This is a genomic window from Synechococcus sp. CB0205 (genome assembly GCF_000179255.1).
In the GTDB taxonomy this organism is placed as follows: Bacteria; Cyanobacteriota; Cyanobacteriia; order PCC-6307; family Cyanobiaceae; genus Vulcanococcus.
In genome coordinates this window covers 1-13902 of the sequence record NZ_ADXM01000051.1, presented here as the reverse complement: position 1 = coordinate 13902, position 13902 = coordinate 1, and the positions used below count along the sequence as shown (strand labels likewise).

The window sequence follows — 13902 nt, the reverse complement described above, 5'->3', positions numbered from 1 at the left end:
GTCCTTAGGGGACCAGGTTGACGAGCCGTCCAGGGACAACGATGACGCGGCTGGGGGCTTTCCCCTCCAGCCATTTCTTTGCGATCTCGCTTTCAAGCGCCAAGCGCTCGAGCGTTGCTTTGTCGGCGTCGGCTGGCACCTCAAGGTTGCCGCGCACCTTGCCCTTGATCTGAATCACCAGGGGGACGGTGGCGCGCACCAGGGCGGACGCGTCGCATTGGGGCCACTGCTGCGTGTGGATGCTGCTGTTCTCAAGGGCCTCATCCTCAGAACGGCCTCCGAGCTTCAACCAGAGTTCCTCGGCCAGGTGGGGCGCAAATGGTGCCAGCAGGACCAAGAGCGTGCGCAGGGCTTCGCAGGCCAGCACATCCGAGCTCGCAGCCAAATGTGTCCCCATGGCATTGCTGAGTTTCATCAACTCAGACACCGCCGTATTGAACTGAACGTCTCCATCGAGATCGTCAGTGATCTCTTGGATTGCCGTGTGAACCGCACGGCGCAGCTCTTGTTCTGCCTCCGAGAGTGCCTCGCCTGAGCCCAGGCGCTCAGCGACCGACTCCGGCGCACCAGCGCCGCCGGCCAGACTCAGGCCGCGCTCAAGAGCTGCATCGGCAAGACGCCATATGCGCTGCAGGAAGCGGAACTGCCCTTCCACGTCCGCGTCATCCCACTCCAGGTCCTTTTCCGGCGGAGCCTTAAAGAGGATGAACATCCGCGCGGTGTCAGCGCCGTACTTGTCGATGACAAGTGCAGGGTCGACTCCGTTGTACTTGGACTTGGACATCTTCTCGAAGAAGGTCTCCAAGGGATCGCCCGTTAACGGATCACGGGGATCCGTGGCATCGGCCACCTCAGCGGGTGGGATGTACTTGCCTGTTTTGGGGTTCTTGTAGGTGATCCCTTGAACCATTCCCTGGGTGAGTAGCCGTTGAAAGGGCTCATCGAAACCAAGGAGGCCTCGGTCCCTCAACACCTTCGTGAAGAAGCGCGAGTAGAGAAGGTGAAGGATGGCGTGCTCGATACCGCCGACGTACTGATCAACTGGCAACCACTGGTCGACGGCGTCTTTCGCAAACGGCAGCTGAGTGTTCTTGGCGTCGCTGTAGCGCAGGAAATACCAGCTGGAACACATGAAGGTGTCCATGGTGTCGGTCTCGCGGCGAGCTGGTTTGCCGCAGCAGGGGCAGTCGACATTGACCCAGCTTTCAAGTTGGGCAAGGGGGGATCCCCCCTTGCCGCTGAAGGCGACATCCCTTGGCAGTTCAACCGGCAGCTGCTCATTGGGCACCGGAACAACACCGCAGCTCTCGCAGTGGATCACCGGAATCGGGCAGCCCCAGTAACGCTGCCTGGAAATCAGCCAATCCCTCAGGCGGAATTGGACTTTCTCACGGGCCCAACCCTCCTTCTCCCCTGCTTCGGTGATCGCCCGTTTGGCCGCCTTGTTGGTCATCCCATCGAAGCCCTGGGAATGGATCAAGACCCCTGATTCGGTCCAGGCTCCACCCTCAAAGGCATGTTCGTCACTTCCCTCGGGAATGATCACCTGCTTGACCGGGAGTTCGTACTGGCGGGCAAACAGAAAATCCCGTTGGTCATGGGCGGGCACTCCCATGACGGCCCCCGTGCCGTACTCAGCCAGGACGTAGTCAGCAATCCAGACCGGAATCACTTCTCCATTGGCGGGGTTGCGCACTTGGGCGCCAATGGCCACACCACGCTTGGGTTTGTCCTCCGCCGTCCGTTCCTGTTCGCTCTGGCGGGACACCAGGTCACAGAACGCTTCGACTTCGGTCTGGTGGGCTGTCGTCGTCAGGGCGGGGACGAGCGGATGCTCCGGAGCTAGAACGACGTAGCTGGCGCCAAAGAGGGTGTCGGGTCTAGTGGTGAACACCGTGACCTGCTCCCCACTCTCCTGGCCATTGGCATCGACCACGCTGAACTGGAGTTCAGCACCGGTGCTGCGGCCGATCCAGTTGGCCTGCATCGTGCGCACCCGCTCCGGCCATCCCTCGAGCTTGGAGAGGTCATCCAGCAGTTGTTGGGCGTAATCGGTGATCTTGAGGAACCACTGCCGCAGCTTGCGCTTCTCAACGAGAGCGCCGGAGCGCCAGGATCGCCCTTCGCCGTCGACCTGCTCATTCGCGAGCACGGTCTGATCGATCGGATCCCAATTAACGGTGGCGTCCTTTTGGTAGGCCAGGCCTCCATCGAGGAACTGGAGGAAGAGCCACTGGGTCCAGCGGTAGTAATCGTCGTGACACGTGGCCAGCTCCCGATCCCAGTCAATCGACAGCCCCAGCTGATCGAGTTGATCGCGCATCGAGGCGATGTTTTGGTCCGTCCAAGCACCGGGGTCCACGCCCCTCTCAATGGCGGCGTTCTCGGCGGGCAAGCCAAAGGCATCCCAGCCCATGGGATGCAGCACTTTTTTGCCGCGCAAGCGCTGAACCCTGGCGACCACATCGGTGATCACGTAGTTCCGGACGTGCCCCATGTGCAGGTTCCCTGAGGGGTAGGGGAACATCGAGAGGGCATAAAAGGCCTCGTCGCCGGCCTTGATCTCAGGGGTGCTGTGCAGACCGTTTGCCTTCCAGGCCCGTTGCCAGCCGGCCTCAGTGGCCTGGGGTTGGTAGCGGCTGGACTCGCTCACGGGCGGATCGGGAGTGGAGCAGTGATGCTCCCATAGCTGCTGTTAGGCGAGGGGCCGCAGCATCGCGATGGCATCGCGATTGATCAGCAAGCTGGGGGTGCCGGGCTCCGATTCCAGTGCCAGGAAACAAGCGTCAACCCAGAGCGGTCTGCCCGTGACGCTGCTGCCGTTGAGGAGCTGGACCGACAGGGGCAGCTGCTCGCGGATCCAGGCCTGGATTTGGCGTACTCCTGGCTGGGAGGTGTCGAGGTCTCCTGGCCGCCATTCCCGACTGCTCCCCATAGGATCGAGCGCACTGGTGGGCCTCCATTCACAGGCTGTCGCGCGTGTTCCAATTCAGCAAGTACCAAGGTCTCGGTAACGACTTTTTGATGCTCGATGGGCGTCAATCGGGCGATACGGACTTCCTCTTTGGCTTGACCCCGGAGCTGGTGGTTCAGCTCTGCGATCGCCGCTTTGGGGTGGGAGGCGACGGCGTGATCCTGGCCCTGCCACCCAACGGCGGAGGGGAGTTGCGGATGCGCATCTTCAACGCCGATGGCACCGAACCCGAGATGTGCGGGAACGGCATCCGCTGCCTGGCCCGCTTCCTGGCCGATTGCGATGGGGATGGCCCCGGTCGCACCTGGCAGGTCGACACCCTGGCGGGCCGGATCGTTCCGGAGCTTCTCCCCGACGGCACGATTCGCGTCGACATGGGCGCGCCCTTCCTGAAGCCAAGCGAGATCCCAACGACCCTGGAGGTCGGCGAAGCGGGGCTTCCCAGCGGCGAACTGGAGATTGATGGCGAGCGGTTTGCCGTGGCCGCCGCCGGAATGGGCAACCCTCACGTGGTGGTGCCTGTGGATTCCGTCGATGAAATCGACTTGGAGCGTTTTGGCAGTCAGCTGGAGATCCATCCCGCGTTCCCGGCGAAAACCAATGTCCATTTCGTCGAGGTGCTCTCGCCCTCCCATCTGGTGATGCGGGTCTGGGAACGCGGGGCAGGCCCAACCCTCGCTTGCGGCACCGGAGCCTGCGCCACCCTGGTGGCCTGCCATCGCCTTGGGCTCTCCGAGCGCACAGCCCGTATCGATCTCCCGGGCGGCCCCCTGCAGATTCACTGGGACGCCATGAACGGCAAGGTCTTCATGGACGGCCCGGCGGAGCATGTGTTCGACGGTTCCATCCCGGATGCCGAGTCCGTAGCCGCGGCGCGTGGGCAGGCCGCAGAGACGAAGATCGAGCCCCCTGCCGTGGAGCAGTCCCAACCCCCGCCGATTCAGGCGATCAAATCGACTGCGCGACGGTCTGCGCTAACGGCTGTATCCGCCCGGACAATTGCCCCAGCGAAGCCGCCCGAGCCAAGGTAGCGGCACTGCTCAACAGCACCTCCCTGGATGATCTGGTGACCCTGGCCACCAATTCCCTGGAGTCTCGGACCCGCGCCCGCTTCGAGCGCGAACCATGAGTTCGGATCTTCGCCAATACCTCGATTGCGCCGCGACCACCCCGTTGGCGCCAGAGGTTCAGGCGGAGATCCAACGGGTGGATCGCGAGGCCTGGGCGAATCCATCCAGCCTGCATGGCTTCGGCCTGGCCGCCGCCGAACAGCTCGAACGCAGCCGACAGCAGATCGCTGCTCAGCTGGGCTGCAGTGGAGACCTCATTTTTACCTCTGGCGGCTCGGAGTCGATTCACCTCGCCCTGCTCGGTTCCGCTGCTGAGCTCTGGGACGGGCAAGGGTCAGCACCTCGGCTCTTGCTCTCTGCGGTGGAACACCCCGCCACCGAAGCGGCGGCGCTGCAGCTGCAACGGCAGGGTTGGCAGCTCGAGCGCATCCCGGTGGATCGCCAGGGCTTGATTGATCTTGCGGTCCTGGAGTCGCAGCTCGCGCCACCGACCCGTTTGGTGTCCTTGATCTGGGGGCAGAGCGAGGTCGGCACCCTCCAGCCCATGGACTTGATCGGTCGGCTCTGCCGTCAAGCAGGCGTGCTGCTGCATGTGGATGCCGTGCAGGTGGCTGCGCAACGGCCGATTGATTTCGATGCGCTGCCCATTGATTTACTCAGCGTCGCCAGTCACAAGCTCAGTGGACCCCGGGGTGTTGGCGCCCTCTTGATTCGGGATCAGGTGCCAGTCCGCCCAATCCAGTCCGGTGGCGGCCAGGAGCGGGGGATCCGTGCTGGGACCGAACCGGTGCCCTTGATTGCGGGCTTTGCCAAGGCTCTGGAGTTGCTCAACATCCAGCGCTTTCAAGGGACGGAAGATCCGCTGATTGAAAGGCGTGACGCACTGCTGACGGGTTTGCTCCAGCTCCCCGGAGTGGAGCTGACCGGTCCTGATCCCCTTCAGGATCCTGAACAGCGCCTGGCGAATCACATCAGCTTGTTGGTCGCGTCGCCGCAGGGCGTGCCCCTCTCCGGACGCTCGGTCGTTCGGGCCATGTCACGTCTGGGCTACGGGATCAGCAGCGGCTCGGCCTGCAGCAGCTCCAAGGCGGCCGGCAGTCCGATCCTCGAAGCCATGGGAATCGCACCAGAGCGCAGCTCCAGCGGCCTGCGCCTCAGTTTGGGGTCCTGGCATCGCGACGCTGACCTTGCGCCTGTTCCGATCGCTTTGCGGGAGGCCATCGCCGCAGTGATGGCTGATTAGGGTCGGCCGAACGACATGGCCCGGATGCTCCCCGCTGATCTGCGACGCGCTGAAGCTGAAGCTGTTGAAGCGATTGCCGCTGCCCTTGCCAGCCAAGCCAAAGGCTTCTGGACCGCAGAATTTCGGTTTGAAGGACTGCGCATCCTGCCGGTCTCGCTGCGCCTGTTGGCAGCGCTGTTGCCTGCCCATGCTGAGGCCCGTTTGGTCTTCCCTGACGCCGGTGCAGCGGCCCTGGCCAAGCGGGACGCAGCGGAGCAGGCGGGCAGCATCACCGAACTCAGCGGAATCAAGCGACTCCAGCAGGCCGACGGCGGTAGCGATGGGCTTCTTGTCCTGGTAGCCCCAACCCCTGCGGACTACGAGGACGTTGAAGCCGTCTGCGCTCAGCACCGCGGCAGTGTTGTTCTGCTGAACGGAAAACTGGAGGATGCCGCGGTGGGGATTGGGACTGTGGCGCGCGAGCGTCGCAAGGGCTTCCTCGCCACCTGGCAGTCCGCCTATGCCCTCATCCCCACCGGGGAGGGCGCACTCAGACGTGCCTATCCCCTGGACTGGCAGCTCTACCGGCGAGACCCCGACGGCTATCGCTTCGTCAAGGACTTCGAGCTCAAGCCAGATGCTGAGCAGATGGCCGACGCCCTTGAGGGTGAAGGCGGCGGGGTCGCTCGAGGACTCAAGGCCGTTGATCGCCTGATCGAGGGGCTCCAGAACTAGCTCCCACGAATGCTTGTTTCGGCGGCCCAGTCTCCGTACAGTTTGAACTCTGCCTCCCCGCCATGCCTTCGTTGTCGCGTCGTTTCTCGCTGGTGGATGCGGGGGCTGCGGCGGCTGTGGTTTTGGCCATTGGCGGTGTGGTGTGGAGCCCCAAGCTCAGTGGCGCAGTCGCCCGAGCCACCGGCGGTTTGCAGCCAGTGACGGTGTTCGTCGATGTCCGTAACGTCCCGATGGCCAATCCGCCTGCGCTCATCGCCGCTGCAAAGGAGCAAGGCAAGGTCTCGATCGTGATCCGCAACCAGCCCCACGGCTCGGTGGCGGTGGATGACGTCATTCCTCTGCAGCGTCAACTGGCCGCCGTTCTGGCCGATGGGAAGGTCGTCACCGCTCCCGATCCCAACCAACAGCAATTGGGCAACCTGGATGCCCGCTTTGTGCTCAAAGGGGAGGGCCGCAAGGGAGCCGGTGGAGTGGTGTTCGGAAACCAGACGCTCAAGATTGGTGCTCCCATTGAGTTGGAGGGACGGGAATTCAGGCTCAATGGCTCCGTCTCTGGGCTCCAACTCGGGGCCTCCTGACCATGGCGGGGCGGCGAGCAGGGGTTCTGATTGGCCTAAGCCTTGCGCTGTTCCCCTCGCTTGGCCTCCAGGCGGCCGCCCCTGACAGTCGGGCGATCTCCCTGCCTGCTCCACCGCCTCCACTGGGATTTCCGCAACTGCAGACCCAGGTCAGCTGTCCAGCGTTGCAGACACGCCTGCGGCAGGTGCTTGGTGCCGAAGCCAGCGTCTGGAGCGTGAGCGTTGGCGATGGCTCCGGTCGGCTCCTGGCGGATCTGAACGGTTTAACGCCCCGTATCCCAGCCTCCAACCAAAAGATGGTCGCGACGGCCATGGCCTTGGACCGTCTCGGTCCCGACTACAGCCTCACGACCCGGCTCTGGCGTAGGGCCGATGGAAGCCTCCTGTTGACCGGTGAGGGGGATCCAGACTTCAACACCCCCCAGCTCCAGCGCTTCGCCAAGTTGGCGCTGGGACAAGGCGGCAGCAGCTCACCCACTCCCTCTGCGGTCCGTATCCAACTTCAGGAGGAGCCCCCCCAGCGCTGGTGGCCGGCAGGTTGGCCTGGTGAGGACCGTGTCGAGGCCTATGGCGCACCGATTACGCGTCTGGCTGTCACCAGCAATGCCAAGGCGATGGCCGTGAGCGACCCACCGAGTCGCCTTCAACAACTGTTGGCGGCAGAGATCAAACGTCAGGGAGGACAGGCCAGCATCAGCACCGTGGCACCGACCCCCAATGGGAGTCCCCCCTCCAGTGCGGTGTTGCTCCATGAGGAACGCTCGATCGGCATGCATGGCCTGTTGAGCCTGGCGAACACCGAGAGCCACAACTTCACTGCTGAGGTCCTGCTGCGCCAGGCCGCTGGAAGTTGGGACCAAGTCACAAGCCAGTGGCGTACAAGCCAATGGCTGGCCGCCCAAGGTCTACCGATGGCAGGGATCAAGGTGGTTGACGGCAGTGGTCTCGACCGCGGCAACCGCCTCACCAGCCGCCTGCTGGTGGCATTGATGTTGCGCATGGCGCAGCACCCAATGGCCGACCATTACTTCGCCTCAATGGCCATTGCCGGTGAGCGTGGAACCCTCCGCAACTACTGGTACGACACCGAGTTGCAGGGTCAGTTTTTCGGCAAAACCGGAACGATTCGAGGAGTGCGCTCCGTCAGCGGATTGCTGAACACCCCCGCTGGGCCTCGCTACATCAGCATGATTTCAAACGGGTCCAGCGCCCCCAATACGGTCATTGGACAACTGCTGCGTCAGACCCGCAACGGTGCGCTCTGCCCCTAGCGGTTTCCGGCTGCCTTGCGAATACGATCCGCGGCGCGGCGGGCGCGGTTGATCGGCACGGCCTGCTGTTGACCAGCAACGGGGTTCGGCACCAGTGAGGCTGGATTGACATCCTGGAGCTTCACCAGCTCACGCTTGCCAGCCACAACCACCTGCCCCATCTCCCGCAGACGATCCTCGAGTTCACCGAGGACTTGTTCCGCATAGCGGTTCGCCCCTTCTTGGATCGTGCTGGCTTCTTGGCGGCTGCGGGCGATGAGGGCCTCACACTGCTGCTGGGTTTGCTGGCGGAACTGCAGAGCATCGCCCTGCACCCGCTCGGCTTCAGCCTGGCTGCTCTGCTGCAGACGAAGGGCCTCAACACGAACCTTCTCAAGTTCCGTGAGGCTCTGCTTCCGTGCTGCCTCGTGTTGCTCGCTGAGCTGTCGCTTGAGCTCGATCGCTTCTTGATCAAGCTGCTGGCGGCGTTGCAGCCCTTCCTGTTCGAGTTGCTGACGGCGCTGGCTGAACTGTTGCTCCAGCTGAGCCAGCCTGGCTTGATGCTCCTGTTCTGTCTTGGCGACCTGTTGCCGGGCCTGGGCGATCATCTGCTCGCACTGCTGGCGGGCCTGGTCGCGCAATTCCGCCACCTGCCGCTCGGCTTCACTGCGGATCGACTGGCTATTAATCAGCTGATCCCGCTGCTGCTTGGCCTGGGCAACGATGTCGTCCGCCTTTTGGCGGGCCTGCTGGATGAACTCATCCTTTTTGGCCACCAGTTCGTCGGCTTTGACCAACTGACCGGGCAGAGCATCCCGCACGGCATCCATCAATTCGATGGCGTCCTGCTCGTTGACCAAACGCCCGCCACTGAAGGGAACCCGGGTGCCGTCGAGAACGACTTCCTCCAGTTGATCCAGCTGGTCGAGCACGGAGGTCAGCTGCGTCTCAGACATCAGCGGGGTGCGTGGAGGGACTACTGATTAAAAAGCCTCGCCAGATCTTCTGCCACTCCTGTGGGGACCATGTGACCAACCGGTCCGCCGAAACGGGCCACCTCCTTGACGACCGAGCTGCTGAGAAAGCTGTGGGCCGTTGCCGTTGCGAGAAACAGCGTCTCCAGCTTCGGAGCCAGACTTTTATTGGTATGCGCGATCTGCAGTTCGTATTCGAAGTCGCTCAACGCCCTCAGGCCCCGCAGAATCACGCCGGCACCACAGCGCTCGGCGAATTCAACCGTGAGCCCATCGAATGCCGCCACTTCGATCCGCTGGAGATGACCCGTCGCTCCACGGATCTGCTCGATCCGCTGCTCAACGCTGAAGCAAGGGTTTTTACCCGGGTTGCGCAGCACGGCAACCACCAGGCCATCGAACAGATGGGAACCCCGTTCGATCACATCCAGATGCCCAAGGGTCAGGGGGTCGAAGCTGCCGGGGTACAGGACTTTCATCCGTCGATCCTAGAAAGAGAAGGCTCGCTCAGACCCGCAAAGGCCCTGCTGTTCCTAGAGTTTGGGCTCTGAGGGCCTGATCCATGGCACTGAACGCCGACGCCAAGAAGACCTTGCTTCGCAAGATTCCCCACGGGGTCTTCATCTGTGGTGTGGCTGAAGGGGAAGAGGTCAACGGCTTCACCGCCAGCTGGGTGACCCAGGGCTCGTTCGAGCCGCCGCTGGTGGTCATGGCCGTCCGCTCCGACAGCACCAGTAACGGGATGATTCAGCGCACCAAGCGCTTCTCGTTGAACGTCCTCGCGGCCGACCAGAAGGATTTAGCTGCCGTCTTCTTCAAACCCCAGAAGGGCGTCGGTGGCCGTTTTGACGCGGCTCCCTTCAGCCTCGGCGAACTGGGCCTGCCGATCCTCAACGACGCCCTCGGTGGAGTCGAGTGTGAGCTCATCGGCCAGGTCGCCCATGGCGATCACACCGTGTTTGTCGGTGAGGTCAAGAGTGCCGTTCTTCACCGCGATGGCGCGGCCCTCGAACTCAGCAGCACCGGCTGGCAGTACGGCGGTTGAAGTCTCTGCTGCAGGACCCAGCTCGGCTCAAGGCTCGCCTCAAGGAGGTACCGACTGAGCCTGGTTGTTATTTGATGCGGGATTCGGAGGACCGAATCCTCTACATCGGAAAAGCCAAGGTGCTGCGCAACCGGGTCCGCAGTTACTTCCAAAGCGGGAGTGGCCATGGCCACTCCCCGCGCATCGCCCTGATGGTGAGGCAGGTCTGTGAGATCGAGTTCATCGTCACCGACAGCGAGGCAGAGGCCCTCGCCCTTGAGGCGAACCTGATCAAGAACCACCAGCCGCACTTCAACGTGCTGCTGAAGGACGACAAGAAATATCCCTACCTCTGCATCACCTGGAGCGAGGCCTACCCGCGCATCTTCATCACCCGCAGGCGGCGCTTCCGCTCACCCCTGGATCGTTTTTATGGGCCCTATGTGGATGTTGGCCTGTTGCGGCGCACCCTGGGCTTGGTCAAACGGGTCTTTCCCCTGCGTCAGCGCCCCCAGCCGCTCCATCGTGATCGGACCTGTCTGAATTACGACATCGGTCGCTGCCCTGGGGTCTGCCAAGAAAAGATCAGCTCCGAGGACTACCACCGCACCTTGAGGCAGGTGGCGATGGTCTTCCAGGGACGCAATGAAGAGCTGCTGGACCTGCTCCATGAGCAAATGGAGCGCTACGCCGAGCGCCTGGATTTTGAGAGTGCTGCCCGGGTGCGCGATCAGCTCCAGGGCATCGACACGCTGACGGCGGATCAGAAGATGAGCCTTGGCGATAGCTCGATCTCACGCGATGTCTTGGCCATGGCTGCCGACGAGCGGGTGGCGGCGGTGCAGCTGTTTCAAATGCGGGCCGGTAAGCTAGTCGGCCGGCTTGGCTTCACCGCCGATGCCATTGGCATGCCTTCAGCGGAGGATGGGGCGGGAGGCGACCTGCCCCCTTCGGAAGCGCGTCGCGCTGCCATGGGACGGATCCTGCAGACCGTGATCGAGGAGCACTACAGCCAGGTCGAAGGGGTTGAGATTCCACCCGAACTCCTGCTCCAGGCCCCCTTGCCCCAACAGCAGTTGCTTGAGGATTGGCTTTCGGAGCTTCGTGGCCGCAAGGTGCGTCTGTCCGTGCCCCAACGGGCCCAAAAGGCCGACCTGATCGAGTTGGTCGAACGCAACGCCAACTACGAACTGGAACGGGCCCGCCGCGCCAGCGAACAAAACCTCCTCGCCACCGAGGATCTGGCGCAGCTGCTGGAGCTGAACACCCCTCCCCGCCGGATCGAGGGGTATGACATCAGCCATATCCAAGGCAGCGATGCGGTGGCATCGCAGGTGGTGTTTATCGATGGCTTGCCGGCCAAGCAGCACTACCGCAAATACAAGATCCAGAGCAGCTCGATCCGCTCCGGTCATTCCGATGACTTCATGGCCATGGCCGAGATCATGCGGCGTCGCTTCCGCCGCTGGGCCCAGGCCAAGGCTGCCGGTGCCGATCTCAAGGAACTGCGGCAATCGGCAGGCTCAGCGCTTCACACGGGCGGGCTCAATGACTGGCCGGACGTGGTGATGATCGACGGCGGCAAGGGTCAGCTCTCTGCGGTGATGGAGGCCCTACGGGAGCTCAACCTCGATGAGGATGTCGTTGTCTGTTCCCTGGCCAAACAACGCGAAGAGGTCTTCATTCCCGGTGTAAAGGAGCCGTTGGAGAGCGAACCGGAGCAGCTCGGCGTTCAGCTCCTACGGCGGCTTCGCGACGAAGCCCACCGTTTCGCCGTCAGCTTCCACCGTCAGCAGCGGGGCGAGCGGATGAAGCGCTCCCGTCTCTCAGACATCCCTGGCCTTGGACCCAAGCGGATCAAGGAGTTGCTGGCCCATTTCCGCTCCATCGACGCGATTCAGCTCGCCAGCCCCGAGGCCCTGGCGGCAGCTCCAGGAATGGGGGCTGGTCTCGCCAAGGTGATCTGGGACCACTTCCACCCTGGCGGCGATGAGGTTGGCGCGGGCCAGCCCCAGGAGGACGCGGTTGACCTCGAGAATGATCGACCGTTGGAGCTGGCTGGGTGAAGCCCTTGCGTTGGATCCTGGCCTCGATCATTGCCATGCTGTTGCTTGCTCCCGCAGCGGCCTGGGCTGCGCCCGGTTTGTGCATTGGCCCCATCTGCGCCGACGAGATCAGCCGCAGCGCCAAACATCACTTCCAGCTGAGGATGCGCATCAGCGATCAGCGGGGCCACCGTGAGCGGATCGTGATCGACTGCCGCAACGGTCAGCTTTCGCCGGCGGCGGGACTGGTCGAACGCGGCTATGCCCAGGCCGTGGCCACCAAGGCCTGCCGCTTGGCTGGGGAGCCTGCATGAGTATCGGCATCTGGGTGTTGGGTGATCAGCTCAACCCTGATCAGTCAGCTCTGGCCAGTGCCAGGCCTGAGGACTGCCGGGTGTTGCTGCTGGAGAGCAGTTCGGTCCTGGAGCAACGGGCGTATCACGGTCAAAAAGTGGTTCTGGTGTGGAGTGCCATGCGCCACTTCGCCGCCGACCTCCGCGACCAGGGCTGGACTGTGGACTACATCCAGACGGAGACGTTCAGCAGCGCACTCTTGGCCTGGATCCAAGAGCAGGGGATCCAGGAACTGCGGCTGATGGAGCCGGTGGATCGAGGTTTTCGCCGCTCCATTGAGCGGTTGTCATTGCCCATTCCCATCCACTTGATGCAAAGCAATGCGTTCCTCTGGAGCCGGGAAGACTTTGCGGCTTGGGCAGGGCGCTACAAGCAACTGCGCATGGAGCTCTTCTACCGCGAAGGGCGCAAGCGTTTTGGCGTTCTGATGGAGACCGCCGATTCCCCCCTTGGCGGCCAGTGGAATTACGACCAGGAGAACCGCAAGCCCCCAACGAAAGGTCTGAGCGGTCCAGCCCCACTCTGGTTCGAGCCCGATGCCGTGACCAGGGCCGTCATCGAGAAGATTGAGGGGCTGCAGCAGCGCCATGGCTTGCCAGGGGAGACCCAACCCTTTCGCTGGGCGGTCAATCGTGACCAGGCCCTGCAGGTCCTGGATCACTTCACTCAGACCCGCCTCTCAGGCTTTGGTCCTTTTCAGGACGCCATGGTCAGCGGTGAGCCCACCCTGTGGCATGCACTGCTCTCCCCGTATTTGAATCTGGGACTGCTCCATCCCCTGGAGGTCATTCAGCGGCTGGAGCGGGAGGGCCTTGAGCGGCAGGTGCCCCTGGCGGGACTCGAGGGAGTGATTCGTCAGATCCTGGGCTGGCGGGAGTACACCCACGGCCTCTATCACTGGTTTGGAGAGCAGTACGCAGAGGTCAACCATTTCGGGGCTTCAGAGCCCCTGCCGCAGTGGTTTGAGCAGCTTGGGGGGAGCGGGATGCGTTGCCTCGACACTGTTTTTGCAGAAATCGAGAGCAGTGGATACGCCCACCACATCCAACGCCTGATGCTCCTGGCGAATTACGGCCTGCTGGCCGGCTTGGATCCCCAAGCCTTAACGGCCTGGTTCCACCGGATGTTCATCGACGGCTTCGATTGGGTGATGCTGACGAACGTGCTCGGCATGGGGGTCTTTGCCGATGGCGGTCGCCTGGCCAGCAAGCCCTATGCGGCCAGCGGCAACTACATCAAGCGCATGAGCAACTACTGCAAAGGCTGCTCCTACGACGTCAAACAGCGCACTGGTCCCAAGGCCTGCCCCTTCAACAGCCTCTATTGGGATTTTTTGGCACGCCATGAACCTGAACTCAGGCGTAACCACAGGATGGGATTGGTGATGAAGCAGCTCAGCAAGCTTCCGGAGGAGGAGCTGGCTGCGATCCGCAGCACCGCGGCCAACCATCGCGCCCTGGCGGCCAGTGGTGGCGCCTAACTTGTTGCCCAGTTCGGCTCCGGCCTGTGATCACCCTGGCGGCCCTTCCTCCTGAGGCTTACCTCTGGTTCAAGACCCTCCACATCGTCGGCGTGGTGGTCTGGTTCGCCGGACTCTTTTATCTCGTCAGGCTGTTCATCTATCACCGGGAGGCCGAGGAGCTCGAGCCTGCCCTCAAGGATGCGTTCCAGGCCCA

At 62.9% G+C, this 13902-nt stretch carries 14 protein-coding genes; 10 read left to right on the top strand and 4 right to left on the bottom strand.

The annotated features are described in order from the left end of the window. Positions 1-4: 4 nt before the first annotated feature. Positions 5-2653 (bottom strand): leucine--tRNA ligase, encoded by a 2649-nt coding sequence (leuS, locus tag CB0205_RS0110235; protein ID WP_010317052.1) that lies wholly within the window; start codon positions 2651-2653, stop codon positions 5-7. 42 nt (positions 2654-2695) lie between these two features. Then, positions 2696-2935, bottom strand: a complete 240-nt coding sequence (locus CB0205_RS0110230; protein WP_010317051.1) for a hypothetical protein — start codon at positions 2933-2935, stop codon at positions 2696-2698. Positions 2936-2979: 44 nt separating this feature from the next. Here CB0205_RS0110230 and dapF point away from each other — a divergent pair, with 44 nt between their 5' ends. The 5 genes from dapF (at position 2980) to CB0205_RS0110205 (ending at position 7850) form a co-directional block, all read left to right on the top strand. Continuing rightward, positions 2980-4005 (top strand): diaminopimelate epimerase, encoded by a 1026-nt coding sequence (gene dapF, locus CB0205_RS0110225; RefSeq protein WP_010317050.1) that lies wholly within the window; start codon positions 2980-2982, stop codon positions 4003-4005. Positions 4006-4099: 94 nt separating this feature from the next. Beyond that, positions 4100-5287 carry a cysteine desulfurase family protein gene (locus CB0205_RS0110220; protein ID WP_010317049.1) on the top strand — a complete coding sequence of 396 codons (1188 nt, stop codon included), beginning with the start codon at positions 4100-4102 and terminating at the stop codon, positions 5285-5287. A 24-nt stretch (positions 5288-5311) separates the two neighbouring features. Next, on the top strand, positions 5312-6001 hold the full coding sequence (locus tag CB0205_RS0110215) for a DUF1995 family protein (RefSeq protein WP_029626306.1): 690 nt from the start codon (positions 5312-5314) through the stop codon (positions 5999-6001). A 62-nt stretch (positions 6002-6063) separates the two neighbouring features. Then, positions 6064-6579, top strand: a complete 516-nt coding sequence (locus tag CB0205_RS0110210; protein WP_010317044.1) for a DUF4330 domain-containing protein — start codon at positions 6064-6066, stop codon at positions 6577-6579. 2 nt (positions 6580-6581) lie between these two features. Continuing rightward, positions 6582-7850, top strand: coding sequence for a D-alanyl-D-alanine carboxypeptidase/D-alanyl-D-alanine-endopeptidase (locus CB0205_RS0110205; RefSeq protein ID WP_010317043.1), 1269 nt, complete (start codon positions 6582-6584; stop codon positions 7848-7850). Here the strand turns inward: CB0205_RS0110205 and CB0205_RS0110200 are convergent. Beyond that, the gene (locus tag CB0205_RS0110200; protein ID WP_010317041.1) at positions 7847-8785 is read right to left on the bottom strand and encodes a hypothetical protein; all 939 of its coding nucleotides are present in this window, start codon (positions 8783-8785) and stop codon (positions 7847-7849) included. The genes CB0205_RS0110205 and CB0205_RS0110200 overlap by 4 nt on opposite strands. 20 nt (positions 8786-8805) lie before the next feature. Further along, positions 8806-9282: a pantetheine-phosphate adenylyltransferase gene (gene coaD, locus CB0205_RS0110195; RefSeq protein ID WP_010317039.1), complete on the bottom strand. Its 477-nt coding sequence runs from the start codon at positions 9280-9282 to the stop codon at positions 8806-8808. Between the two features lie 83 nt (positions 9283-9365). On the opposite strand from coaD, the gene CB0205_RS0110190 reads away from it, so the two are divergent. The 5 genes from CB0205_RS0110190 to CB0205_RS15450 all read left to right on the top strand — a co-directional run. Then, positions 9366-9848, top strand: coding sequence for a flavin reductase family protein (locus tag CB0205_RS0110190; protein ID WP_010317037.1), 483 nt, complete (start codon positions 9366-9368; stop codon positions 9846-9848). Next, on the top strand, positions 9845-11893 hold the full coding sequence (gene uvrC, locus CB0205_RS0110185; RefSeq protein WP_010317035.1) for an excinuclease ABC subunit UvrC: 2049 nt from the start codon (positions 9845-9847) through the stop codon (positions 11891-11893). Before CB0205_RS0110190 ends, uvrC begins: the two co-directional genes overlap by 4 nt. A gap of 35 nt (positions 11894-11928) precedes the next feature. Next, the gene (locus CB0205_RS0110180) at positions 11929-12186 is read left to right on the top strand and encodes a hypothetical protein (protein WP_050778481.1); all 258 of its coding nucleotides are present in this window, start codon (positions 11929-11931) and stop codon (positions 12184-12186) included. After that, a complete protein-coding gene (locus tag CB0205_RS0110175; RefSeq protein WP_010317030.1) occupies positions 12183-13706 on the top strand; it encodes a cryptochrome/photolyase family protein in 1524 nt (507 codons plus the stop codon). Before CB0205_RS0110180 ends, CB0205_RS0110175 begins: the two co-directional genes overlap by 4 nt. Before the next feature lie 29 nt (positions 13707-13735). Then, a partial coding sequence (locus tag CB0205_RS15450; protein WP_198001929.1) for a CopD family protein occupies positions 13736-13902 on the top strand: 167 nt, incomplete at its 3' end.

Excerpts from the sequence above, each read along its gene's own strand:
- CB0205_RS0110230 (WP_010317051.1), bottom strand. The coding sequence starts at position 2,935 with ATGGGGAGCAGTCGGGAATGGCGGCCAGGAGACCTCGACACCTCCCAG.
- CB0205_RS0110220 (WP_010317049.1), top strand. The coding sequence starts at position 4,100 with ATGAGTTCGGATCTTCGCCAATACCTCGATTGCGCCGCGACCACCCCG.
- CB0205_RS0110215 (WP_029626306.1), top strand. The coding sequence starts at position 5,312 with ATGCTCCCCGCTGATCTGCGACGCGCTGAAGCTGAAGCTGTTGAAGCG.
- CB0205_RS0110210 (WP_010317044.1), top strand. The coding sequence starts at position 6,064 with ATGCCTTCGTTGTCGCGTCGTTTCTCGCTGGTGGATGCGGGGGCTGCG.
- CB0205_RS0110205 (WP_010317043.1), top strand. The coding sequence starts at position 6,582 with ATGGCGGGGCGGCGAGCAGGGGTTCTGATTGGCCTAAGCCTTGCGCTG.
- CB0205_RS0110200 (WP_010317041.1), bottom strand. The coding sequence starts at position 8,785 with ATGTCTGAGACGCAGCTGACCTCCGTGCTCGACCAGCTGGATCAACTG.
- coaD (WP_010317039.1), bottom strand. The coding sequence starts at position 9,282 with ATGAAAGTCCTGTACCCCGGCAGCTTCGACCCCCTGACCCTTGGGCAT.
- CB0205_RS0110190 (WP_010317037.1), top strand. The coding sequence starts at position 9,366 with ATGGCACTGAACGCCGACGCCAAGAAGACCTTGCTTCGCAAGATTCCC.
- CB0205_RS0110180 (WP_050778481.1), top strand. The coding sequence starts at position 11,929 with ATGCTGTTGCTTGCTCCCGCAGCGGCCTGGGCTGCGCCCGGTTTGTGC.
- CB0205_RS0110175 (WP_010317030.1), top strand. The coding sequence starts at position 12,183 with ATGAGTATCGGCATCTGGGTGTTGGGTGATCAGCTCAACCCTGATCAG.